Source organism: Streptomyces sp. SID12488, from assembly GCF_010548275.1.
Classification (GTDB): domain Bacteria; phylum Actinomycetota; class Actinomycetes; order Streptomycetales; family Streptomycetaceae; genus Streptomyces.
Genome location: NZ_JAAGLT010000018.1, coordinates 143,366 through 167,148, shown reverse-complemented (window position 1 = coordinate 167,148; position 23,783 = coordinate 143,366). Strand labels below are relative to the sequence as shown.

The 23,783-nt window shown below is 69.8% G+C and carries 21 protein-coding genes and 1 tRNA gene; 8 read left to right on the top strand and 14 right to left on the bottom strand.

Annotated features, from left to right (window positions below; translation table 11 throughout):
• Together G3I56_RS25905 and G3I56_RS25900 are read left to right on the top strand one after the other, a co-directional pair.
• Complete coding sequence (locus G3I56_RS25905; protein WP_164412904.1) at window positions 1-897, top strand: ABC transporter ATP-binding protein; 897 nt, start codon at window positions 1-3, stop codon at window positions 895-897.
• The gene (locus tag G3I56_RS25900) at window positions 894-1,610 is read left to right on the top strand and encodes an ABC transporter ATP-binding protein (protein WP_164412902.1); all 717 of its coding nucleotides are present in this window, start codon (window positions 894-896) and stop codon (window positions 1,608-1,610) included. Before G3I56_RS25905 ends, G3I56_RS25900 begins: the two co-directional genes overlap by 4 nt.
• 78 nt (window positions 1,611-1,688) lie before the next feature.
• Here G3I56_RS25900 and G3I56_RS25895 read toward each other — a convergent pair whose 3' ends face one another.
• Entirely contained in the window at window positions 1,689-2,345 is a 657-nt protein-coding gene (locus G3I56_RS25895; protein WP_164412900.1) for a response regulator, read from the bottom strand.
• A 100-nt stretch (window positions 2,346-2,445) separates the two neighbouring features.
• Between G3I56_RS25895 and G3I56_RS25890 the strand changes: the two genes are divergently transcribed.
• Both G3I56_RS25890 and G3I56_RS25885 read left to right on the top strand, forming a co-directional pair.
• A tRNA-Leu gene (locus tag G3I56_RS25890) sits at window positions 2,446-2,518 on the top strand.
• Window positions 2,519-2,623: 105 nt separating this feature from the next.
• Window positions 2,624-3,388, top strand: coding sequence for a transcriptional regulator (locus G3I56_RS25885; RefSeq protein WP_164412899.1), 765 nt, complete (start codon window positions 2,624-2,626; stop codon window positions 3,386-3,388).
• A 49-nt stretch (window positions 3,389-3,437) separates the two neighbouring features.
• Here G3I56_RS25885 and pyk read toward each other — a convergent pair whose 3' ends face one another.
• Both pyk and G3I56_RS25875 read right to left on the bottom strand, forming a co-directional pair.
• Complete coding sequence (gene pyk / locus G3I56_RS25880) at window positions 3,438-4,874, bottom strand: pyruvate kinase (protein ID WP_164412897.1); 1,437 nt, start codon at window positions 4,872-4,874, stop codon at window positions 3,438-3,440.
• 157 nt (window positions 4,875-5,031) lie between these two features.
• Window positions 5,032-5,748, bottom strand: coding sequence for an SIMPL domain-containing protein (locus G3I56_RS25875; RefSeq protein ID WP_164412895.1), 717 nt, complete (start codon window positions 5,746-5,748; stop codon window positions 5,032-5,034).
• 150 nt (window positions 5,749-5,898) lie between these two features.
• On the opposite strand from G3I56_RS25875, the gene G3I56_RS25870 reads away from it, so the two are divergent.
• Window positions 5,899-7,704, top strand: coding sequence for a 5'-nucleotidase C-terminal domain-containing protein (locus G3I56_RS25870; protein WP_164412893.1), 1,806 nt, complete (start codon window positions 5,899-5,901; stop codon window positions 7,702-7,704).
• A gap of 65 nt (window positions 7,705-7,769) precedes the next feature.
• Here G3I56_RS25870 and G3I56_RS25865 read toward each other — a convergent pair whose 3' ends face one another.
• The 6 genes from G3I56_RS25865 to G3I56_RS25840 form a co-directional block, all read right to left on the bottom strand.
• Complete coding sequence (locus G3I56_RS25865) at window positions 7,770-9,242, bottom strand: SidA/IucD/PvdA family monooxygenase (protein ID WP_164412891.1); 1,473 nt, start codon at window positions 9,240-9,242, stop codon at window positions 7,770-7,772.
• The gene (locus G3I56_RS25860; RefSeq protein WP_164412889.1) at window positions 9,239-10,603 is read right to left on the bottom strand and encodes an aminotransferase class V-fold PLP-dependent enzyme; all 1,365 of its coding nucleotides are present in this window, start codon (window positions 10,601-10,603) and stop codon (window positions 9,239-9,241) included. Before G3I56_RS25860 ends, G3I56_RS25865 begins: the two co-directional genes overlap by 4 nt.
• Before the next feature lie 203 nt (window positions 10,604-10,806).
• The gene (gene pepN / locus G3I56_RS25855; RefSeq protein WP_164412887.1) at window positions 10,807-13,314 is read right to left on the bottom strand and encodes an aminopeptidase N; all 2,508 of its coding nucleotides are present in this window, start codon (window positions 13,312-13,314) and stop codon (window positions 10,807-10,809) included.
• A 124-nt stretch (window positions 13,315-13,438) separates the two neighbouring features.
• A complete protein-coding gene (locus G3I56_RS25850; protein WP_164412885.1) occupies window positions 13,439-13,915 on the bottom strand; it encodes a response regulator in 477 nt (158 codons plus the stop codon).
• 140 nt (window positions 13,916-14,055) lie between these two features.
• Window positions 14,056-14,400, bottom strand: coding sequence for a chorismate mutase (locus G3I56_RS25845; protein WP_164412883.1), 345 nt, complete (start codon window positions 14,398-14,400; stop codon window positions 14,056-14,058).
• Window positions 14,401-14,487: 87 nt separating this feature from the next.
• Entirely contained in the window at window positions 14,488-15,378 is an 891-nt protein-coding gene (locus G3I56_RS25840; RefSeq protein WP_164412881.1) for an AraC family transcriptional regulator, read from the bottom strand.
• A 160-nt stretch (window positions 15,379-15,538) separates the two neighbouring features.
• On the opposite strand from G3I56_RS25840, the gene G3I56_RS25835 reads away from it, so the two are divergent.
• Window positions 15,539-17,308 (top strand): beta-galactosidase family protein, encoded by a 1,770-nt coding sequence (locus G3I56_RS25835; protein ID WP_164412879.1) that lies wholly within the window; start codon window positions 15,539-15,541, stop codon window positions 17,306-17,308.
• A gap of 171 nt (window positions 17,309-17,479) precedes the next feature.
• Here G3I56_RS25835 and G3I56_RS25830 read toward each other — a convergent pair whose 3' ends face one another.
• Entirely contained in the window at window positions 17,480-18,274 is a 795-nt protein-coding gene (locus tag G3I56_RS25830) for a serine protease (protein ID WP_164412877.1), read from the bottom strand.
• A gap of 182 nt (window positions 18,275-18,456) precedes the next feature.
• On the opposite strand from G3I56_RS25830, the gene G3I56_RS25825 reads away from it, so the two are divergent.
• Both G3I56_RS25825 and G3I56_RS25820 read left to right on the top strand, forming a co-directional pair.
• Window positions 18,457-19,377 (top strand): hypothetical protein, encoded by a 921-nt coding sequence (locus G3I56_RS25825; protein WP_164412876.1) that lies wholly within the window; start codon window positions 18,457-18,459, stop codon window positions 19,375-19,377.
• A gap of 75 nt (window positions 19,378-19,452) precedes the next feature.
• Complete coding sequence (locus tag G3I56_RS25820; protein ID WP_164412874.1) at window positions 19,453-20,190, top strand: ankyrin repeat domain-containing protein; 738 nt, start codon at window positions 19,453-19,455, stop codon at window positions 20,188-20,190.
• Between the two features lie 98 nt (window positions 20,191-20,288).
• Here G3I56_RS25820 and G3I56_RS25815 read toward each other — a convergent pair whose 3' ends face one another.
• The 4 genes from G3I56_RS25815 to G3I56_RS25800 are packed head-to-tail and all read right to left on the bottom strand — an operon-like array spanning window position 20,289 to window position 23,752.
• Entirely contained in the window at window positions 20,289-21,056 is a 768-nt protein-coding gene (locus G3I56_RS25815; RefSeq protein WP_164412872.1) for an SDR family oxidoreductase, read from the bottom strand.
• 41 nt (window positions 21,057-21,097) lie between these two features.
• Window positions 21,098-22,255: an acetyl-CoA C-acetyltransferase gene (locus G3I56_RS25810; RefSeq protein WP_164412870.1), complete on the bottom strand. Its 1,158-nt coding sequence runs from the start codon at window positions 22,253-22,255 to the stop codon at window positions 21,098-21,100.
• A gap of 41 nt (window positions 22,256-22,296) precedes the next feature.
• Window positions 22,297-22,935, bottom strand: coding sequence for a TetR/AcrR family transcriptional regulator (locus G3I56_RS25805; RefSeq protein ID WP_164412868.1), 639 nt, complete (start codon window positions 22,933-22,935; stop codon window positions 22,297-22,299).
• A 31-nt stretch (window positions 22,936-22,966) separates the two neighbouring features.
• Window positions 22,967-23,752 (bottom strand): SDR family oxidoreductase, encoded by a 786-nt coding sequence (locus G3I56_RS25800; RefSeq protein WP_164412866.1) that lies wholly within the window; start codon window positions 23,750-23,752, stop codon window positions 22,967-22,969.
• Window positions 23,753-23,783: the final 31 nt, after the last annotated feature.

Below are 23,783 nucleotides of genomic sequence, written 5' to 3'. Positions count from 1 at the left end.
ATGACTACCGACACCACCACCCAGGCCCCCGCCTCCAGCGAGGTCGTACTGGACGCCCGAGGCGTCACCATGCGCTTCGGCGGCCTCACCGCCGTACGCAACGTCGACCTCACCGTCAACAGCGGCGAGATCGTCGGACTCATCGGCCCCAACGGCGCCGGCAAGACGACCTTCTTCAACTGCCTCACCGGCCTTTACATCCCCACCGAGGGAGAAGTCCGCTACAAAGGCACCGTCCTGCCGCCCAAGTCCTTCAAGGTCACCGCGGCCGGCGTCGCACGCACGTTCCAGAACATCCGTCTCTTCGCCAACATGACGGTCCTCGAAAACGTGCTCGTCGGCCGCCACACCCGCACCAAGGAAGGCCTCTGGTCCGCACTCGTGCGCGGCCCCGGCTTCAAGAGGGCCGAGAAGGCCTCCGAAGAACGCGCCATGGAACTCCTGGAGTTCATCGGCCTGGCCCACAAGCGCGACCACCTCGCCAGAAACCTCCCGTACGGCGAGCAGCGCAAGCTCGAGATCGCGCGGGCCCTGGCCAGCGAGCCCGGCCTGCTCCTCCTCGACGAGCCCACCGCCGGCATGAACCCGCAGGAGACCCGGGCCACCGAGGAACTCGTCTTCGCCATCCGCGACCAGGGCATCGCCGTCCTCGTCATCGAGCACGACATGCGGTTCATCTTCAACCTCTGCGACCGCGTCGCCGTCCTCGTACAGGGCGAAAAACTCGTCGAGGGCGACAGCGCGACCGTGCAAGGCGACGAGCGCGTCGTCGCCGCCTACCTCGGAGAACCCTTCGAAGGCGCCCCCGGCGCCGAGGAAATCGCGGAGGTCGCGGCAGCCGAGGCAAACGCCGACACCACCAAGGACGCCGCGCCCGGCAAGGAGACCGACCGATGACCGCACTCCTGGAAGTCGAGGACCTCCGAGTCGCCTACGGCAAGATCGAAGCCGTCAAGGGCATCTCCTTCAGCGTCGAAGCCGGCCAGGTGGTCACCCTCATCGGCACCAACGGCGCCGGCAAGACCACCACACTGCGCACCCTCTCGGGCCTCCTCAAGCCCGCCGGAGGCCAGATCAAGTTCGACGGCAAGTCGCTGAAGAAGGTCCCCGCCCACCAGATCGTCTCCCTGGGGCTCGCCCACTCCCCCGAGGGGCGGCACATCTTCCCCCGCATGACCATCGAGGACAACCTGCGCCTCGGTGCCTTCCTCCGCAACGACAAGGCCGGCATCGAGAAGGACATCCAGCGCGCCTACGACCTCTTCGCGATCCTCGGAGAGCGCCGCAAGCAGGCCGCGGGAACACTGTCGGGCGGCGAGCAGCAGATGCTGGCCATGGGCCGGGCGCTCATGTCCCAGCCCAAGCTGCTGATGCTCGACGAGCCGTCCATGGGCCTCTCGCCGATCATGATGCAGAAGATCATGGCGACCATCGTCGAACTCAAGGCCGCCGGTACGACCATCCTCCTCGTCGAGCAGAACGCCCAGGCGGCGCTCTCCCTCGCCGACCAGGGACACGTCATGGAGGTCGGCAACATCGTGCTCTCCGGCACGGGGCAGGACCTGCTGCACGACGAGTCCGTGCGGAAGGCCTACCTGGGCGAGGACTGAATCCGCCCCAGGACCACGAAGAGGCCCGCGCTCCCCTGTCAGGGGCGCGGGCCTCTTCCGCTGTACCAGGTGCGGCGGCTAGCCCTTCGCGGCCTTCTTCTCCTCGGCGTCCGCGATGACCGCCTCGGCGACCTGCTGCATGGACATGCGCCGGTCCATCGACGTCTTCTGGATCCACCGGAACGCGGCGGGCTCGGACAGGCCGTACTCCGTCTGGAGGACCGACTTGGCACGGTCGACCAGCTTGCGGGTCTCCAGCCTCAGGCTGAGATCCGCGATCTCCTTCTCCAGCGTGCGCATCTCGTTGAACCGCGACACCGCCATCTCGATCGCCGGTACGACATCGCTCTTGCTGAACGGCTTCACGAGGTACGCCATGGCCCCGGCGTCCCTGGCCCGCTCGACGAGGTCGCGCTGCGAGAAGGCGGTCAGCATCAGCACCGGCGCGATGGACTCCTCGGCGATCTTCTCGGCCGCCGAGATGCCGTCGAGCTTCGGCATCTTCACATCGAGGATGACGAGGTCGGGCCGGTGCTTACGGGCAAGCTCCACGGCCTCCTCACCGTCACCGGCCTCACCGACCACGGAGTAGCCCTCTTCTTCGAGCATCTCCTTGAGGTCGAGCCGGATGAGCGCCTCGTCCTCGGCAATGACGACACGGGTCGTCAGCGGAGGCACGTGCGACTTGTCGTCGTCGGGCGCGTCTGCGGGCTGGGGCGACTCGGGGGCGGTCACGGGGGCTCCTTGATCAGGGCGGGGTGCTGCTGACAAGAGCGTACCCAGCTGCGGTATGGTGGTGTCACGGCGGGTGACCGCTGACCTTCGTTTCGAAGGGGCCCCGGTAGCCCAGCGGTAGAGGCCATGGATTCAAAACCCATCCAGCGTCGGTTCGAATCCGACTCGGGGCACTTTTCCTTGGATTGCAAGGTAGTGAAAGAAAGCGGATGTTCTCATTCTAGTGAACATCCGCTTTTTGCTGCGCGCCGACGTGGTCAACCCCACAGGCTGACCACATGTCCGACATTGGCACTCGCGAGCGAGCCCTGGTGCTGGTGAGTCAGGGACGCAGCCTGAACTCCGTCAGCAAAGAGACAGGGATATCCCGCGCCGCAATCCGCTCCTGGCAGACGCGAATCGACCCGCTACCGCGTATGCAGGTGAGCCCGTGCGTCCGCTGCGGATCATTCCCGAGCGATCCCGAAGACACAGCCGCCTACTCCTACCTCCTTGGCCTGTATCTCGGTGACGGGTGCATCAGCGCCCATCCGCGTTCAGGGCACTACCTGCGTATCGCGTGCGCGGACGCGTGGCCCGGCCTGATCGACGCGTGCGAGGCGGCCGTCCAGACACTCAATCCGGGAAAGCGCGCGTACCGAGTCCAAGCCCAGGGCTACGTTTCCGTGGTCGGCTACAGCGCCCACTGGCCCTGCTTCTTCCCTCAGCACGGGCCCGGCAAGAAGCACGAGCGCCGGATCGTTCTCGACAACTGGCAGCAAGCCATCGTCGACTCGCACCCATGGGAGTTCATCCGGGGACTCGTCCACTCCGACGGCTGCCGAATCACCAACTGGACCGAGAAGCTCATCGCAGGTGAACGCAAGCGCTACGAATACCCGCGCTACTTCTTCACGAACCTCTCCCCCGACATCAAGCGACTCTATACCGACACCCTCGACAAAGTCGGCGTCGACTGGAAACGGCCGAACGCCAAGAACATCTCCGTAGCCCGCAAAGCCTCCGTAGCCCTGATGGACACCCACGTGGGCCCCAAGCACTGAACCGAAAAGGGCCCCTCCGTCAGCCAAAGAGGGGCCCTTCTCTCAACGCCTACTTGGGGCTGTCGTCCTCGCCGATGTGGTGGACCCGGACCAGGTTGGTAGACCCCGAGACCCCGGGCGGCGAGCCGGCCGTGATGACCACCACGTCGCCCTTCTGGCAGCGCCCGTACTTCAACAACAGCTCGTCCACCTGGTCCACCATCGCGTCCGTCGAGTCGACATGCGGGCCCAGGAACGTCTCCACGCCCCACGTCAGCGCCAGCTGGGACCGTGTCGCCGGGTCCGGGGTGAAGGCCAGGAGCGGGATCGGGGACCTGTAGCGCGAAAGGCGCTTCACCGTGTCGCCGCTCTGTGTGAACGCCACCAGGAACTTCGCGCCGAGGAAGTCGCCCATCTCGGCCGCCGCACGGGCCACCGCGCCGCCCTGTGTGCGGGGCTTGTTGCGGTCCGTCAGTGGCGGGAGGCCCTTGGCCAGGATGTCCTCCTCGGCCGCCTCGATGATCTTCGCCATCGTCCGGACCGTCTCGATGGCGTACTTGCCCACGCTCGTCTCACCGGACAGCATCACCGCGTCCGTGCCGTCGATGACCGCGTTCGCGACATCCGACGCCTCCGCCCTCGTCGGGCGGGAGTTCTCGATCATCGATTCGAGCATCTGTGTGGCGACGATGACCGGCTTGGCGTTGCGCTTCGCCAGCTTGATCGCGCGCTTCTGGACGATGGGGACCTGCTCCAGGGGCATTTCGACGCCGAGGTCACCGCGGGCGACCATGATGCCGTCGAAGGCGGCGACGATGTCGTCGATCGCCTCGACCGCCTGCGGCTTCTCGACCTTGGCGATGACCGGGAGGCGGCGGTGTTCCTCGTCCATGATGCGGTGGACGTCGTCGATGTCGCGTCCGCTGCGCACGAAGGACAGGGCGATGACGTCGAAGCCGGTGCGCAGCGCCCAGCGGAGGTCCGCCTCGTCCTTGTCGGAGAGGGCGGGGACCGACACCGCCACGCCGGGGAGGTTGAGGCCCTTGTGGTCGGAGATCACTCCGCCTTCGACGACCCTGGTGTGGACGCGGGGTCCGTCGACGGCGGTGACCTGGAGGCAGACCTTGCCGTCGTCGACGAGGACGAGTTCGCCGGGGGTGACGTCGGTGGCGAGGCCCGCGTAGGTGGTTCCGCAGGTCTGCTGGTTGCCTTCGACGTCTTCTTCGACGGTGATGGTGAAGGTGTCTCCGCGTTCGAGGAGTACGGGGCCTTCGGTGAAGCGGCCGAGTCGGATCTTCGGGCCTTGAAGATCGGCGAGGAGGCCGATGCTGCGGCCGGTTTCGTCGGCGGCCTTGCGGACGTGCTGGTAACGCACCTCGTGTTCGGCGTGGCTGCCGTGGCTGAGGTTGAAGCGGGCTACGTCCATTCCGGCATCGACCAGTGCTTTGATCTGGTCGTACGAGTCGGTGGCGGGGCCCAGAGTACAGACGATCTTTGCTCGACGCATACTTCGAGCGTAGGCCTTACCGGTGGGTAGGGAATTGGTGCTGTATGACTACTCAACCACCTTTGCGTGAAGGGTTATTGACAACGGTTGAAGTGTGCGCGGAGTTGCTCCGATGAGCATTTCGGCTGATCATTTCGGTGGCCTGTCACCGGTCTGTTCACAGCTGTGGCGGCACCATCGTGAAGCGGGCGTTCACCTGTGCGTAGACCTGTTGCCGCTGCGGTTCCAGATCGAGTGGTGCCGCCTCGTCCGCGACCTCGGCGCCGGCGAAGGCCGCGCGGCGCAGGGAGCGTGACTGGGCCTCGTACGCCATGGGCTGTGCGGCCTCGGCGCCCACGTCCGCCAGTTCCACCAGGGCCGCCAGCGAGGTGCCCAGGGCTTCCGCGTACTCGCGGGCCCTTTGCACCGCTTCCCGTACCGCCTGGCGGCGGGCGTCGCGGTGGGCCGGGGAGTCGGGGCGCAGGGCCCACCAGGGGCCGTCGACTCCGGTGAGGTCCAGGTCGGCGAGTTTGCTGGTCAGTTCGCCGAGGGCCGTGAAGTCGGTGAGTTCGGCGGTGAGGTGGACGCGGCCGTGGTAGGCGCGGATGCGTTCTCCGCGGCCGTGCTTGGTGAGTTCCGGGGTGATGGAGAAGGCTCCTGTCTCCAGGCGTTCCACCGCCTCGCCGTAGGTCTTCACGAGGTCCAGGACGGTGGCGTTGCGGCGGGTGAGGTCGTCCAGTGCCGAGCGGCGGTCCGTGCCCCTTGCGCCGATCGTGATGCCGATGCGGGCGATCTCGGGGTCGACTTCGAGGTGGGCTTCGCCGCGGACGGCGATGCGGGGGGCGTCCGGGGTGCCGTAGGGAACAGCGGTGGGGTGCTCCGGGCTGGGGGTCATACGTCCCACTCTGTCACTCGTGGGGCGGTTGCGGACCCGGTTGCGGAGTCTGCCGGTCACCAGATCGAAACCTTTGGGGGCTGTTGCCACCGGTCGTGTCCGGGTCAGAATCTACGCGCGTCGTTGACCATTCCCCGAGGAGCCCGAAACATGCCGTTGAACCGCCGGAAGTTCCTGAAGAAGTCCGCTGTGACCGGAGCGGGGGTGGCGCTGACCAGCGCTGTCGTGGCTCCGGCGGCGCAGGCCGCGGAGGCGAAGAAGCCCGCGAAGCCGGTGAAGCGGTACTCCCTGACCGTCATGGGCACGACCGACCTGCACGGTCACATCTTCAACTGGGACTACTTCAAGAACGCGGAGTACTCCGACGCGAAGGGCAACGCGCAGGGGCTGGCCCGTATCTCGACGCTGGTGGAGCAGGTCCGCAAGGAGAAGGGGCGCTGCAACACGCTGCTGCTCGACGCGGGCGACACCATTCAGGGCACCCCGCTGACGTACTACTACGCGAAGGTCGACCCGATCACCGCCAAGGGTGGTCCGGTGCACCCGATGGCGCAGGCGATGAACGCGATCGGGTACGACGCGGTGGCGCTCGGCAACCACGAGTTCAACTACGGCATCGAGACGCTGCGCAAGTTCGAGTCGCAGTGCCGTTTCCCGCTGCTGGGTGCGAACGCGCTGGACGCGAAGACGCTGAAGCCGGCGTTTCCTCCGTACCTCATGAAGACGTTCCATGTGAAGGGTGCTCCGCCGGTCAAGGTGGCCGTGCTGGGGCTGACGAACCCGGGTATCGCGATCTGGGACAAGGCGTACGTGCAGGGGAAGCTGACGTTCCCGGGTCTGGAGGAGCAGGCGGCGAAGTGGGTGCCGAAGCTGCGTTCGATGGGCGCGGATGTGGTTGTGGTGTCGGCGCACTCGGGGTCCTCGGGGACTTCTTCGTACGGTGACCAGCTGCCGTACGTCGAGAACTCGGCGGCGCTGGTGGCGCAGCAGGTGCCGGGTATCGACGCGATTCTGGTCGGTCACGCGCACACGGAGATCGCCGAGCTGAAGGTCACGAACACGGCGACCGGTAAGACGGTGGTGCTGTCGGAGCCGTTGGCGTACGCGGAGCGGCTGTCACTGTTCGATGTCGAGCTGGTGTTCGAGAAGGGCAAGTGGGCCGTCGAGTCGGTCGCGGCGACCGTGCGTGACTCGAAGACGGTCGCGGACGACCCGAGGATCACCAAGCTGCTGAAGGACGAGCACGACGTTGTCGTGGCGTACGTCAACCAGGTGGTCGGTACGGCGACGGAGACGTTGACGACGGTCGAGGCGCGGTACAAGGACGCTCCGATCATCGACCTGATCACGAAGGTCCAGGAGGACGTCGTGAAGGCGGCGCTGGTGGGGACGTCGTACGCGTCGCTGCCGGTGATCGCGCAGGCGTCGCCGTTCTCGCGGACGTCGGAGATCCCGGCCGGCCAGGTGACGATCCGGGACCTGTCGAGTCTGTACGTGTACGACAACACGCTGGTCGCGAAGTTGCTGACGGGCGCGCAGGTGCGGGCGTACCTGGAGTACTCGGCGCAGTACTTCGTGCAGACGGCGGCGGGCGCGGTGATCGACGTGGAGAAGCTGACGAACGCGGCGAACCGCCCGGACTACAACTACGACTACGTGTCGGGTCTGACGTACGACATCGACATCGCGCAGGCGGCCGGTTCGCGGATCAAGAACCTGGCCTACAACGGTGCCGCGCTGGACGACGCCCAGCAGTTCGTGTTCGCGGTGAACAACTACCGCGCCAACGGCGGTGGGGCGTTCCCGCATGTGGCGTCGGCGCCGGAGTTGTGGTCGGAGTCGACGGAGATCCGGACGCGGATCTCCGAGTGGGTGACGGCGAAGGGTGTGCTGGATCCGAAGGAGTTCGCATCGGTGGACTGGAAGCTGACGCGTGACGGTACGCCGGTGTTCTAGTCACCGGTCTCCGGTGGGCGGTCTCCGGTAGGCGGCGGGTCGTCGCCTCGGATTCCTCGGGTTCCTCAGATTCCTTCCACGAGAGGGGTCAGCACATGGTGCTGGCCCTTTTCTCGTTCCTCGCTCTGCCGGGGGGTCGGGACCTGGGGCAGTGGTGGTTCGAGGCCGAAGGTGGTGAAGGCGGTTCTGGTCGGCTGGGGGTAAGGGGTCTTGCCGGTGAGGGAGTTGAGGATGGCGGCGCTGCGCGACGCGACGAGTCCGAGGTCGGGGGTGCCGACTCCGTGGGTGTGGAGCTCGGCGTTCTGGACGTAGACGTGGCTGCCGGTGGCGGTGACGGCGGGGTCGAGGACGAGTCTGAACCGGTCGTCGATGCGGGGGCGTTCGGCGCTGTCGCGGCGGAGGTAGGGGTCGAGGCCGGCGAGGACGCGGTCGAGGGGGCGGTCGCGGTAGCCGGTGGCGAGGACGACGGCGTCGGTGGTGAGGCGGGAGCGGCTGCCCTGTTGGGTGTGTTCGAGGTGGAGTTCGACTTTGGTGGTGGCGACGCGGCCGGCGGTGCGGACGCGGACGCCGGGGGTGAGGACTGCCTCGGGCCAGCCGCCGTGGAGGGTGCGGCGGTAGAGCTCGTCGTGGATGGCGGCGATGGTGTCGGCGCCGATGCCTTTGTGGAGTTGCCACTGGGCGGCGACGAGGCTGTCGCGCACGGGTTCGGTGAGGGCGTGGAAGTAGCGGGTGTAGTCGGGGGTGAAGTGTTCGAGGCCGAGTTTGGAGTACTCCATGGGGGCGAAGGCCTCGGTGCGTCCCAGCCAGTGGATCTTCTCGCGTCCGGCGGGGCGGTGGCGCAGGAGGTCGAGGAAGATCTCGGCGCCGGTCTGTCCTGAGCCGATGACGGTGACGTGTTCGGCGGTGAGGAACCGGTCGCGGTGGGCGAGGTAGTCGGCCGCGTGCAGGACGGGCACGGTGGGGGCTTCGACGAGTGGTTTGAGGGGTTCGGGGATGTAGGGCTCGCTGCCGATGCCGAGGACGACGTTCTTCGTGTACGTCCGGCCGAGGGCCTCGGCTTCTCCGTCGGCATCGAGTTGGGTGAAGTCGACTTCGAACAGGTCCCGTTCGGGGTTCCAGCGGACGGCGTCGACCTGGTGTCCGAAGTGCAGTCCGGGGAGGTTCTCGCTGACCCAGCGGCAGTAGGCGTCGTATTCGGCGCGCTGGATGTGGAAACGCTCGGCGAAGTAGAACGGGAAGAGCCGGTCGCGGCTCTTGAGATAGCTGAGGAAGGACCAGGGGCTGGCGGGGTCGGCGAGGGTTACCAGGTCGGCGAGGAAGGGGACTTGGAGGGTGGCGCCGTCGATGAGGAGTCCGGGGTGCCAGTCGAAGCGGGGGTGTTGTTCGTAGAAGACGGTGTCGAGGTCGGGGAGGGGGTGGGCGAGCGCGGCGAGGGAGAGGTTGCAGGGGCCGATGCCGATGCCGACGAGGTCGTGGGGGGCGTCCGGGGCGGGGATGGGGGTGGTGGCCGGGTTGTCGGCGGGTGTGGGGGGTGTCATCGGGGGGTGTTTCCTTCCACCAGTTCCAGGAGTGCGGCCAGGTCGTCCGGCCGGGTGTGGGGGTTGAGGAGGGTGACCTTGAGCCAGAGGCGGCCGTCGAGTTGGGCGCGGCCGAGGACGGCCCGTCCGTCGTGGAGGAGTTTTCGGCGTACGGCGGCGACGGCGTCGTCGGTTGCTCCGGTGGGCCGGAAGAGCACGGTGCTGATGGTCGGCGGGTCGTGGAGTTCGAAGCCGGGGTGGGTCCGGACGAGGCGGGCGAACTCGTGGGCGTGCGCGCAGACCTGGTCGACGAGGGCGCCGAGTCCGTCGCGGCCGAGCGTTTTGAGGGTGACGGCGATCTTGAGGATGTCGGGTCGCCGGGTGGTGCGCAGGGAGCGGCCGAGGAGGTCGGGGAGGCCTGCTTCGGTGTCGTCGTCGGCGTTGAGGTAGTCGGCGTGCTGGGCAAGCGCGGTGAGGTCGTGGGGGTTCTTGACGGTGAGGAGGCCTGCCGCGACGGGTTGCCAACCGAGTTTGTGCAGGTCGAGGGTGACGGTGTCGGCGTGTTCGAGGCCGGTCAGTTTGGTGCGGTGGCGTTCGCTGAAGAGGAGTCCGCCGCCGTAGGCGGCGTCGATGTGGAGTCGGGCGCCGTGGGCTGCGCAGCGGGCCGCGATCTGGGGCAGCGGGTCGATGAGCCCCGCGTCGGTGGTGCCGGCCGTGGCGGCGACGAGGAGCGAGCCGCGCGGGCCTGGCAGCGCGGTGAGGGCTTCGTCGAGGGCGGCCGGGTCGAGAGTGCCGGCGGGGGCGGGGACCACGACGGGTTCGGGGAGGCCGAGGAGCCAGGCGGCGCGGGGCAGGGAGTGGTGGGCGTTGGCGCCGCACACGAGGCGGACACCGGGGTGGGCCTCGCGGGCGAGGAGCAGGGCGAGTTGGTTGGATTCGGTGCCGCCGGTGGTGACGAGGGCGTCGGCGGCGCCGGTCTCGGCGGCGAGGGCGCGTGTGACGAGGGTTTCCAGCTCGGAGGCGGCCGGGGCCTGGTCCCAGGAGTCGAGGGACGGGTTGAGCGCACTGGCGGCGAGGTCGGCGGCGGTGGCGACGGCGAGGGGCGGGCAGTGCAGGTGGGCGGCGCAGTGGGGGTGCGCGGGGTCGGCGGCGCCTTCGGCGAGGGCGCGCACGAGGTCGTAGAGGGCGTTGGGGTCGCCCTTGTCGGGCAGCACGTCCCCGACTGTGGCGCGCATCCGTTGGGCGACCGTTTCCGGTCCACCGGCCGGGAGGGGGCCTCCGCGCGCGTGTCCGCCGTCCGCGAGGGCGCCGAGGACCGTGTCGAGCAACGGCCGCAGGGCGTCGGGTCCTTCGGCACCTGAGGCGAGGGGCGGCGTACGCATGGTGGTCCTCCCGGGGCGCGTGGCTGGGGAGTTCCAGCTTGGACGGGGCTGGGGCGACGCGCCCGGGAAGACCAACGATCGGAACCCGAAAGGGGGTACGGGGTTGTCGTCGGGTGCACGTGTGGGGCAGGGGGTGTCCCCAGGCCCCACACGTGCACCCGTACGCGTGCCCGTCGGCCCGTACCGGCTTCGGACAGGGGGCGTTACGCCTGTTCCCGGGCCCCTTCCCGTACGCGCAGTGCGCGGCCCAGGTCGTCGAGCTGGTCGACGAGTTTGCGGCGGAGGGACGGTATCGGGGCGCCGTCGCGCAGGCACTCCTCGCCGAGGCGGAGGGTGTCGGGGGTGACGGCGTGGGCCGGGAAGGCCCAGCGGCCGGCGGCGTCGGCCATGGCGGGGCCCCGGCGGGCGGCGACGGAGACGGCGTCGGTCCAGTACCGCTTGACGTACTCCTCGGTGAGGTCGGTCTGTTCGGGCTGCCAGAAGCCCTGGGCGGTGGCGACGAAGAGGTAGTTGGAGAGCGCGTCCGAGTTGAACATCTGTTCCCAGGCCCGGAGTTTGGACTCGGGGTCGGGCAGGGCGGCCCGGCAGCGGGCGGCGCCTTCCTGGCCGGAGGCGCTGGGGTCGCGGGCGAGTTCCGCGTCGATCTCCGCCTCGTCTGTGGCGCCGAGGACGGCGAGCCGGGCCAGGACGCGCCAGCGTAGTTCGGGGTCGAGTTCGGGGCCGCCGGGGACCGTGCCGTCCGCGAGCCAGGCGGCGATGGTGTCGGGGTGGGCGGCGACGTCGATGAAGTGGCGTACGGCGATGAGGCGCAGGCCGGGGTGGTCGCCGTCCTCGGTGCGGCGGATGAGGTCGCGGCACAGGGAGGCGAGGGCGGCCAGGGCGGCGGGGCGGTCCTGCGGGGGCAGGTAGCGGTCGGCGACGACGGTCGAGGCGAAGGTGAGGACGCCCTGGACGAGGGCGAGGTCGGTTTCGCGCGGGAGGTGGGCGCGGACGGTCTCCAGATAGTCCGCGGGCGGGAGTTGGCCGTCGCGTACGGCGTCGCGCAGGGAGTTCCAGACGACCGCGCGGGTGAGCGGGTCGGGGAGGCCGGAGAGGGCTGCGCGGACGGTTTTGAAGGATTCGGGGTCGAAGCGGACCTTGGCGTAGGTCAGGTCGCCGTCGTTGACGAGGAGCAGGGCGGGCCGCTTGCCGATGGGCTCCGGGGCGTCCTGGGGGACGTCGACGTGGAGGCGCTCGCGGAGGGCGAGGGTGCCGTCGCCGGCGACGTCGTGGTCGTAGAGGCCCACGGCGACGCGGTGGGGGCGGCTGCCGTCGTGGCGGACGGTGAGGGTGTATCCGCCGGCGTCGCCGTTGGTGAGGCGCGGGGTGAGGGTGTCGACACCTGTGGTGCGCAGCCAGGCGTCGGCCCACGCGTGGACGTCGCGTTCGGTGGCGGCGGCGAGGGAGTCGATGAAGTCGGCGAGGGTGGCGTTGCCGAAGCGGTGGCGGGCGAAGTGGGTGTTGATGCCGGCCAGGAAGTCCTTCTCGCCGAGCCAGGCGACGAGTTGACGCAGTGCGGAGGCGCCCTTGGCGTACGAGATGCCGTCGAAGTTGACGAGGGCTGCGGCGGTGTCGTCGACGGCCTCGGGGGCGACGGGGTGGGTGGAGGGGCGCTGGTCGGCGTCGTAGCCCCAGGCCTTGCGGGAGACGCCGAAGTCGGTCCAGGTGTCGGTGTAGCGGGTGGCTTCGGTGAGGGTCTGGTAGCCCATGTACTCGGCGAAGGACTCGTTGAGCCAGATGTCGTCCCACCACTGGAGGGTGACGAGGTCGCCGAACCACATGTGGGCCATCTCGTGGGCGATGACCATCGCGCGGGTCTGGCGTTCGGTGTCGGTGACGGCGGAGCGGTAGACGAACTCGTCGCGGAAGGTGACGAGGCCGGGGTTCTCCATGGCGCCGAAGTTGAACTCGGGGACGAACGCCTGGTCGTAGGAGTCGAAGGGGTAGGGCTCCTCGAACTTCTCGTGGTAGCGGTCGTAGCACGCGCGCGTGATGTCGAGGAGTTCGTCGGCGTCGGTGTCGAGGTGGGGGGCGAGGGAGCGGCGGCAGTGCAGGCCGAAGGGGAGGCCGCGGTGTTCGCTGCGGACGGAGTGCCAGGGGCCGGCGGCGACGGCGACGAGGTAGGTGGAGATGCGCGGGGTGGGGGCGGCCTGCCAGAGCCCGTCGGCGGTCTCGGTGGTGATGCCGTTGGCGAGGACGGTCCAGCCCTCGGGGGCGCGCACGGTGAACTCGAAGACGGCCTTGAGGTCGGGCTGGTTGAAGTTGGCGAAGACGGCTGCCGCGTCCTCCAGGGACATCTGGGTGTAGAGGTAGGTCTCGTCGTCGACGGGGTCGGTGAAGCGGTGCATGCCCTCGCCGGTGCGGGAGTAGCGCATCGCGGCGTCCACGCGCAGTTCGTGCTCGCCCTCGGCGAGGCCCGTCAGGGGCAGTCGGCCGTCGGTGAGGGTACCGGTGTCCAGGGGATGGCCGTCGAGGGTGGCCGAGCGCAGTTCGGCGGGCCTGACCTCGACGAACGTGTCCGCGCCGGTGTGGCCCGCCGCCACCGCGAAGCGGATCACGGTACGGGAGTCGAAGGTGTCGTCCCCGGTGGTGAGGTCGAGTTCGACCGTGTACCGGTGGACGTCCAGGAGGGTGGCACGGGCTTGCGCTTCGTCGCGCGTCAGTACGGACATGGAGGACATGCTGCCTGATGCCGCTGACAGGGCACAGGGGCGGATCGGTACACGGCCTTTGTCCGTGCGCGCGCCCCTGACTCCGGTCCGGCCCGTGGGGCCGTTTGGGGGCTGTTCGCGGTGTCTAGGCGCGGTCCTTCTCCGGGGTGCGCGTGAGTACGTCGTGGCCCCTCACGAGGGCGCGGAGTTCCCGCGCCTCCTGTTCGAGGGCCAGGTGGCGGCGGTGGGCGTCGTACAGGTAGCGGACCTTGGTGCGCAGGGTCCAGGGGTCGATGGGTTTCCTGACGAGGTCGGCGACGCCGAGTCCGAAGGCGGTGGAGGTGAGTTCGGCGTCGGGGCCGAAGCCGGTGAGCAGGACGACGGGAATGTGCTGGGTCTGTTCGAGGCGGCGCATGTAACGCACGACGTCGAGGCCCCTGACGCCGGGCATGCGTACGTCGAGCAGGAGGAGGCCGACCTGGCCGCGCAGCACCTGCTTGAGCGCCTCGTCGCCGCTGGTGGCGCGGGCGAGCAGGTAGCCGAGCGGGGCCAGGGCGCTCTCCAGGGCGTACAGGGTGTCCTCGTGGTCGTCGACGATGAGGATCTTGGCATCCGACGGCATGGCCCGACGTCCTCTCCCGTGTGGACAACCGGCTGGCTCCCGCGCCGCTGACGCGCAGTGCTCGTCGGCTGACTACGAGTGCACATGAAGTGCACAGCGCAGCATGCCCCCGCGGGTACCCGGCTGTCACGCCCCGGGCGTCAATTCACCGGTGGTTTCCCGCCGTTCAGGGTGTCATCGGCGATGCGCTCGTGGTGTCTGATCACTTCGGCGATGATGAAGGTGAGGAGTTTCTCGGCGAACGCGGGGTCGAGGTTCGCACTCTCGGCGAGTCGGCGCAGGCGGGCGATCTGCTGGGCCTCGCGGTTCTGGTCGGCCGGCGGCAGTTGGTGTGCGGCCTTGAGGTGGCCGACCTGCTGGGTGCACTTGAAGCGCTCGGCGAGCATGTGGACGACGGCGGCGTCGATGTTGTCGATGCTCTCGCGCAACCGGCCGAGTTCCGCTCGGATCGCGGGGTCGACTTCGCGGTTGTTGCTGGTGGTCATGGGCGTCCACATTACGTGGCACGGATCGGGCGGGCTCCTGGGGCGTCGGTGTTGTGCGGGGTGGGTGGGGCGGGTGGGATCCCGGCGTCACGCCGGGTGCGGGTGTTCGATCGTCGGGGGGTCGGCGGGGTCGGGGACGCGGTCGCTCCAGCCGCCGGGGACCGTGCGTCCCTGCTGGGCCCTGAAGCGGACGGGGGCCATGCCGACCCGGCGGGTGAAGAGGCGGGAGAAGTACGCGGGGTCGTCGTAGCCGACGCGGCGGGCGACTGCGGCGACGGGCAGGTCGGTGGCGGCGAGGAGTTCCTTGGCGCGGCTCAGCCGGATGCCGAGGAGGTAGTCCTTGGGGCTGCATCCGGCGCCGCGCCGTACCGCGGTGCGCAGTTCGGCGGGGGTCATGCCGTGCCGGGCGGCGTGTTCGGCGACGCTCAGGGGCCGGCAGGCGTCCCGGGCGAGGGCGGCGAGGATCTGGTCGCCGTCGGGTGCCAGGTCGGCGCGGGTGCGGCGCAGGGCGACGAGCAGTTCGTGCACGGCGGCGGCTGTCTCGACCTCCAGGACGGGGTTGTCGCGGCGTGCGGCACGGGCCATGCGCCCGATCACGGCGCGGGCGGGGCCGGCGTCGGTGAGGGGTACGAGGGGCCGCTCGGTCTCGATGTAGCCGAGTTCGGCGTAGGTGGCTGTGGCGGGCCCGGTGAAGTCGACGAACGCCTCGTCCCAGCCGGTGTCGGGGTCGGGCCCGTAGTGGTGGGCGGTGCCGGGGGTGAGCCAGATCAGGGTGGGCGCGGTGACGGGCCTGCGGCGTCCGTCGGTGCCCTGGAACCAGCCCCGGCCGCTGCTCACGACGACGGCCACGTGGTGGTCGAGGACGCGCGGGCCGACGGTGGGCAGGGCGCCGTGCTGGAGGCCGACGCCGAGGCAGACGAGGCCGAGCCGGTGGTGGGCGGGCGCGGGGCTGAAGAAACGCATCCAGGTGCGGTACATCCGCGGTCCTCCCACCTGTGCCGTGGTCATCTCTCCCGGGCGACGGTCGAAACCCGTCCTGAGCCGCCGTGAGCCGCCGTGAGCCCTCGATCGCCCGGTCCAACTGGCGCTGATCTTTGTCCATGGACGCTGTCGGCCGCCAGAGGTGAGGGTGGGGCACATGAGCGAGTTCACGGTGGGGGACACGGACTTCCTGCTGGACGGGCGGCCGGTGCGGCTGCTGTCCGGGGCGCTGCACTACTTCCGGGTGCACGAGGAGCAGTGGGCGCACAGGCTGGCGATGCTGCGGGCGATGGGCCTCAACTGCGTGGAGACGTACGTCCCGTGGAACCTGCACGAGCCGCACCCCGGTGACTTCCGCGATGTCGGGCGGCTGGGCCGCTTCCTGGACGCGGCGCGGGAGGCGGGGCTGTGGGCGATCGTGCGGCCGGGGCCGTACATCTGCGCGGAATGGGACAACGGCGGCCTCCCGCACTGGCTGACGGGACACACGCGCACGCGTGACGCCCGTTTTCTGCGCCCCGTGGAACGCTGGTTCGACCGCCTTCTCCCCGAGATCGTGTCGCGGCAGATCGACCGGGGCGGCCCGGTGCTGATGGTGCAGGTCGAGAACGAGTACGGCAGTTACGGCTCCGACCGGGAGTACCTGGACCGGCTGACCGGCCTGCTGCGGGCCGGGGGCGTGAGTGTCCCGCTGTTCACGTCGGACGGTCCGGAGGACCACATGCTGACGGGCGGCTCGGTCCCGGGCGTCCTGGCGACGGTGAATTTCGGTGACCACGCGCGCGTGGCCTTCGAGTCGTTGCGCCGGCACCGGCCGACGGGTCCGCTGATGTGCATGGAGTTCTGGTGCGGCTGGTTCGACCACTGGGGCGCCGGGCACGTCGTACGGGATCCCGGGGACGCGGCGCGGGCCCTGCGCGAGATCCTGGAGTGCGGGGCTTCGGTCAACGTCTATGTGGCGCACGGCGGTACGAGCTTCGCGGGCTGGGCGGGCGCGAACCGGGCCGGCGGCGCGGATCCTGGGGAGGTCCAGGAGGGCGCTCTGGAGCCGGACGTGACGTCGTACGACTACGACGCGCCGATCGACGAACACGGGCGCCCCACGGAGAAGTTCTGGCGCTTCAGGGAGGTGCTCTCCGCCTACGCGGACACCTTGCCGCCGGAACCGCCGCCCACGCCCTCTCCTCTGGGTGCCACGGCCGGCGTGCGGCTGACGGAGTGGGCGCCGCTGACCGCCGTGCTCGACACTCTGGGCGGTCCCGAGACGGAGCATGCCGTGCCGCCCACGTTCGAGGAACTGGACGTGGACCGCGGGCTCGTGCGCTACACGGTGACCGTTCCGGGGCCCCGGCAGCCGTATCCGCTGTCGGTGCGCGGGCTGCGGGACCTGGCGGTGGTGTACGTGGACGGGGTGCGCGCCGGGGTGCTCGGCGAGGGGGACGTGCGGCTCGCGGAGCCGGTCGCGGGGCACGCGCGCGTGGAGCTGTGGGTGGAGTCCCTGGGGAGGGTCAACTACGGGCCGCGCGTCGGCGAGCCGAAGGGCATCACCGGGGGCGTGCTGCACGAGCGGCAGTTTCTGCACGGGGTGCGGGCGCGCGGGCTGCGGCTGGACGCGTTCGAGGAGAGGGCCGTGCGGGAGGTGCCCTTCACGGGGCTGCCCTCCGAGGACTCCCCGGGGTTGTACCGGGGGGCGGTGACGGTGCGCGGGACCGGGGACGCCCGACTCGAACTGCCGGGGTGGACACGGGGGTTCGCCTGGGTCAACGGGTTCGGCCTCGGGCGCTACTGGTGCGTGGGCCCGCAACGCTCGCTGTACGTGCCCGGGCCGGTGCTGCGGGAGGGTGTGAACGAGGTGTGGGTGCTGGAGCTGGAGGGCGCCGGGCGGACGGGCCCTGTCCTGAGCCCCGTGGAGCCGAGCACCGACTGACGCGCTTGTACACGCGCGCGTGCAGGTGTCCGGATCCGGCGAGGCCGTGCGGCCCCGCCGGACTCGGGGCCTGTTGTCACATTCCCGTCGTCCGCCCGAAGGGCGGGCCTGGCGGCGTCGGGTGAGTGCGTGCGCGGCGCCGCCAGGCAGGCGGGAATGTGACGGCAGGTCCTACAGGGCGGACGCCGCCCGGGCTATGTCCTTGGCGAACGTGGACACCTGGGAGTAGACGCCGGGGACGCCGGGCCGGGCGCAGCCGTCGCCCCAGCTGACGATGCCGACCTGGATCCAGGCGCCGGTGTCGTCCTTGCGGAACATGGGGCCACCGGAGTCGCCCTGGCAGGTGTCGACGCCGCCCGCCAGATAGCCGGCGCACAGTTCGTCCCCGGGCACGAGCCGCTTGCCGTAGTGCAGTTTGCAGCCCGCGTCGCTGACGTAGGGGACGGTGGCCTTCAGCAGCTTGGTCGTGCCGGTGCCGGCGTTCTCCGTGGTGTCGCCCCAGCCCGCGATGGTGAAGGTGCCACGGTTGTACTGGGTGGTCGTGGCGATCTTCAGCGTGGGCTTGTTGATCGGCCGGGCGAGCTTGATGAGCGCCCAGTCCTTGCCGCTGCCGATGTAACCCGGGGCCTGGCGGACCTTGGTCGACTTGACCTTGATCGCACCCGCGGCGTTCAGGTCGGTGACCCCCGCGGTGACGGTGATGCCCGTGTTGGCGCCGGAGCCGTCCACGCAGTGGGCGGCGGTCAGGACGACGTCTTTCTTGTAGAGCGCGCCGCCGCAGCCCATCGAGAGGTGAACCAGCCACGGGAACTCGTTCTGCGCGGCGGGCGTTCCTCCTACGACGGGCGCGGGCGCGGCCTGTGCGGCGAGCGGCTGGAGGCTCGCGATCGCGAGGGCCGCGGCACCGACCGCCGCGACCCGCTTGACCAGGGAGAAACCTCTTCCGACCGACGAGGTGTGGGTCAACGTACGTCCTTTCCTGGGGGGTATGACGACAAAGAACGTAAGTATGAAGATCAGGGCGGGTGAGAAACAAGGGCGGATCTCACGTGCCCGCGGCGGAACCGGACGGTAGGAAATCCGCTCTTACCGACAGCTCCCCGGCACGTAGGGTGGAAGCGAGTTCAGGGCGTCTTGGGGGTAAGGACGTGGCGAACGGCGGACCGGTCGAGCGCGGCTACCCACATCTGGAGACGGTGCGGGCCGCGATCAACGCGCTCTACAAGAGGCTGTCCTACGACACCGTCCAGACCTTCGCGACCAGTGTGGCCCCGGTCGACGTGGCCTTCTGCGACACCGACGACCTCCATCTGGGCGCGCAGCGCGTGGCCCGCGAGATGGTGCGCCACTACCGGCTCCCGGACGCGCGCATGATCGTCGGCTTCCGCGAGATGACCCACGCCGCGAACGTCGAACTGGCGGCGGGGCCCGAGTACTTCATCGAGCTGAACGACCGTTTCCGCACTCACCGCAGGGACATCGGCGCGGCCCTCGCGCACGAGGTGATGCACGTCTATCTGCACCGACTGGACCTGTCCTTCCCGGGGACGCGGGACAACGAGATCCTCACGGACACGGCGGCGGCGTACCTGGGCGCGGGCTGGCTGCTCCTCGACGCCTTCCGCGAGGACGCGGCCTCCTCGCAGAAGCTCGGCTATCTCACGCCGGAGGAGTTCGGGTACGTCCTGGCCAAGCGTGCGCTGGTCTTCGACGAGGACCCGGCGATCTGGTTCACCAGCCCGCAGGCGTACACGGCGTACACGGCGGGCATGGAACTGGCCCGCCACGACACGCGCCAGCCCCCACTGACAGCGGCGGGCTGGGCGGGCCGCCGCCGCTACGCGCGCGACCGCCGCCATGCCCAGGACCACCACTCGCCGGACACCTCACAGCCGGGCGGTGTCCCGTACAGCTTCACCCCCGACTCCCCCGTCAACCGCGGCGGCCACGGTCCGCTGCGGGTCTCGTTCCCCTGTCCGACCTGCCACCAGCGCATCAGGGTGCCGGTCCGAGGGCGGGTGCGGGCGCGGTGCGGGGTGTGCCGGACGGTGCTGGAGTGCGACACCTGACGTCGGGGCAGCGTGGGGCACCTCACCCCGAAACCCTTTGCCTCACCGGCCCTTCGCGAGCGAAGGTCGGAAGGTATGAACGGGCAAGAACCGCATATCGGCAGTGAGCGCGATCTCTTCACGGCGTTGTACGCGGGTGACGAGGACGCGGTCGTAGGGCTGCTACGTCTCGGGGTGAGCCCGGAAGCGGTGGACGAGGACGGCCAGAGCGCCCTGTATGCGGCGGCGGTGAACGACGCGCCCGGCATCGTACGGCTGCTGCTGTCCGCCGGTGCCGCGCCCGACCGGCTGAGCGCGGGGTCGGACCTCCCCCTGTGCGGGGCGGCCTGCGGCGGGCACGCGGAGATCGTTCGCGCACTGCTGGCCTCGGGGGCCGTTCCCGACGCGGTGGAGGCGTTCGGTTTCACGGCCCTGACCTGGGCCCTGCGATGCGGGCACGCGGCGGTCGCTGAGGCCCTGCTCGCCGCAGGCGCGGACCCGAACCGTCCCGGCCCGACCGGCGAGCCTCCACTGGTCTCGGCCGCCCGCCGGGGCTCCCCCGCCTGCGTACGGTCCCTGCTGGCGTACGGCGCCGGGTCGAGGGGGGAGGCGCTGGCAGAGGCCCGCCGCTGGACCTGGCTGGACGTGCCGTCGGAGCTCCGGGCGGGGCTGGGGCGGGCGCACGGCTTCGGCGGGGAGTACGTGACGCGGCGCTGGGCGGAGGGGGTGGCCGTGGAGCTTGTGCGGGACGGGAACGTGGTGGCGGGGGTCGATCAGGGGACCGGCCATGCGGAGATCGTGGCGGTGCTGGAGGAGGTTCTGGGGATGGGGTGAACCCTTTTCCCGGGGGCACTGCCCCCGAACCCGCGCTCCTCAAACGCCGGAGGGGCTGAAATACCCAGCAGGGGAGCGGCAGCGAAAGAACCCCGACCTCATCCCCCACCCCTGTTCACGGTCGCCGCGTCCAGAAACGCAGGCCGTTCTCCCCCACCGTGCACCAGCAGACTCGCCCCGCTGATGTACGCCGCGGCATCGGAGGCGAGGAAGACAGCGGCGGCCCCGATGTCGGACGGATCGGCGAGGCGGCCCGCCGGGACCGTGCGGGCTACGGCGTCGAGGCCGTCGTCGCCGCCGTAGTGCAGATGGGACAGCTCGGTGCGGACCATCCCGACGACGAGGGTGTTGACCCGTACGTCGGGCGCCCACTCCACGGCCATCGACCGGGCGAGATGCTCCAGCCCGGCCTTGGCGGCACCGTACGCGGCGGTCCCGGGCGAGGGACGGCTCCCGCTGACGCTCCCGATCATCACGACGGATCCCCGGGCCCGTTTCAGATGCTCGTACGCGGCGAGGGAGACGGTCAGCGGCGTGATCAGGTTCAGCTCGATCACACGAACATGCCGCTCGACATCGCCACCCCGGTCTCCACCCCCACCCCCATCACCACCACCCAACGGTCGGTAAGGGCTGCCTCCTACGTTGTTGACGAGCACATCAAGTCGGGGCAGCCCTCCGACGAAGTCGTACACGGCGGTCCGGTCCCGTAGGTCGACAGCCGTGAACTCCACGCCGGGCAGCGGGACTTCGGGCGGCCGGCGAGCGCAGACCAGCACCTCCGCACCGGCTTCGACGAGGGCCCGGGCGACACCCGCGCCGACTCCGCGGGTACCGCCGGTGACAAGAGCGACACGGCCCTTCAAGCCGTCGGAAGCGTTCGGAACGTTCGACGCGTTCAAGTCGATCAAAGCCGTTCGATGATCGTCACGTTCGCCTGTCCCCCGCCCTCGCACATCGTCTGGAGCCCGAACCGCCCACCCGTACGCTCCAGTTCGTGCAGGAGGGTCGTCATCAGCTTGACGCCGGTCGCGCCGAGAGGATGGCCGAGGGCTATCGCGCCGCCGTTGACGTTGACCCTGGCCGGATCGGCGCCGGTTTCCTTCAGCCAGGCCAGGACGACCGGCGCGAAGGCCTCGTTGATCTCGACGAGGTCGATGTCGTCGATGGACAGGCCGGTCTTCTTGAGGGCGTGGGCGGTGACCGGGATCGGCGCCGTCAGCATCCGGATCGGGTCCTCGCCCCGTACGGACAGATGGTGGACCCGGGCCCGGGGCCGCAGCCCGTGCTCGCGTACCGCCCGCTCGGAGGCGAGCAGCATCGCGGCGGCGCCGTCGGACACCTGGGAGGAGACGGCGGCGGTGATGGTGCCGCCGTCGATGACTGGCTTCAGTCCGGCCATCTTCGCCAGGGAGGTGTCCCGGCGCGGGCCCTCGTCGACGGTCACCGTCTCGTAGGCCACGGTCTCGCGGGCGAAGCGGCCCTCGTCGATGGCCAGGACCGCGCGTTCGTGCGAGCGCAGCGCGAACTCCTCCTGCTCCTGCCTGCTGATGCCCCACTTGGCGGCGATCATCTCGGCGCCGGCGAACTGGTTCACCGGCCGTTCTCCGTACCGTGCCCGCCAGCCGGTGCTGCCCGCGAACGGGCCCTCGGTGAGCCCCAGGGGCAGGGCGGCCTGACGGGAGGCGAAGGCGATCGGGATCATCGACATGTTCTGGACGCCACCCGCGACGACCAGGTCCTGCGTGCCGGACAGCACGGCCTGGGCGGCGAAGTGCACGGCCTGCTGCGAGGATCCGCACTGCCGGTCGACGGTCACCCCCGGCACCTCCTCGGGCAGTCCGGCGGCCAGCCAGCTGGTGCGGGCGATGTCACCGGCCTGCGGCCCCACCGTGTCCAGGCACCCGAAGACGACGTCCTCCACGGCAGCCGGGTCCACCCCGGCCCTCGCCATGAGCGCCATCAGCGCGTGCGCGCCCAGGTCCGCCGGATGGACAGCGCTCAGACCACCTCCACGCCGCCCGACGGGCGTACGGACCGCTTCGACGATGTAGGCCTCGGCCATGGCAACTCCCTCACAGAAAAGGGCTGTTCACATAGGACTGTTCACATGGGGCTGTTCGGGTACGCCTGTTCGCGTACGGCGATCCCGTCCAGCACCATCGACAGGTACTGGCGAGCGATCTCCTCCGGGCTGTGCTGTCCGCCCGGCCGGTACCAGGACGCGGCGACCCACACGGTGTCGCGCACGAAGCGGTAGGTGAGACGGATGTCGAGGTCGGCGCGGAAGACCTCGGCGGCGACTCCGCGTTCCAGCGTGGACAGCCACGCCTTCTCGAATCTGCGCTGCGACTCGGCGAGGAACGCGAACCGCTCCTGCACGACCAGCTGCTTGGACTCCTTCTGGTAGATCGCGACGGCTGCGCGGTGCCGGTCGATCTCCCGGAACGACTCGGTGACCAGCGCCTCCAGCGTCTCGCGCGGCCCGGACTCGGCATCCAGGACCGTGTCGTAGCCCTCCCACAGCTCGTCGAGGAACGTGCGCAGGATCTCCTCCAGCATCGATTCCTTGGAGTCGAAGTGGTAGTAGAGGCTGCCCGCGAGCATGCCGGCGTGGTCCGCGATCTTGCGTACGGTGGTGGCGTTGTAGCCCTGTTCGGCGAAGACCTCGGCGGCAGTGCCGAGGATTTCGCGGCGGCGGGCGGGCACGGCGGTCACCTGGGGCTTCTTCTTCGTAGGAGGCACGCGTCCATTGTGGTCCCAGACATGTGCCGCCCTAGGGGTGCTGGCTGCTGACGGAGACGACTTCCCCCGTCAGGTACGAGGAGTAGCCGGACGCCAGGAACACGATCACGTTGGCGACCTCCCAGGGCTCGGCGTACCGCCCGAAGGCTTCACGGGCCGTCAGTTCGGCCAGGAGTTCGGGGGTGGTCACCTTCACGAGGTGGGGATGCATGGCGAGGCTCGGTGACACCGCGTTGACCCGGACCCCGTACTCCGCGGCCTCGATCGCCGCACTCCGGGTCAGTGCCATCACGCCCGCCTTCGCGGCGGCGTAGTGCGCCTGCCCGGCCTGGGCCCGCCAGCCGACGACGGACGCGTTGTTGACGACCACGCCACCTGCCCCACCGTCACGAAAGGCCCGCAACGCGGCCCGCACGCACCGGAACGTGCCGCCCAGCGTCACGTCCAGCACCCTCGACCACTGCTCGTCCGTCATGTCGACGAGGGTCGAGGTGCCCCCGAGGCCCGCATTGTTGACGACGATGTCGAGCCGCCCGTGCGTTTCCACGGCCGTGTCGAAGAGGGCGCGGACCTGGCGTTCGTCCGTGACATCGCAGGGCAGCGAGTCGACGCCCTCGAACTCCCCGGCCAGCTCCCCCTCGTATTCCTTGAGCCGCCGCGCGTGCGCGTCGCTGATCAGCACGCGCGCGCCTTCTTCCAGGAACCGGCGGGCGGTTGCCCCGCCGATCCCCGCACCGGCGGCTGCCGTGATGACGGCGGTGCGACCCTTCAGCAGCCCATGTCCGGGTACGTACGCCGGACTGTCGACGTCTCCCATGCGGCCACACTAACCTACCAAACACTTGTTA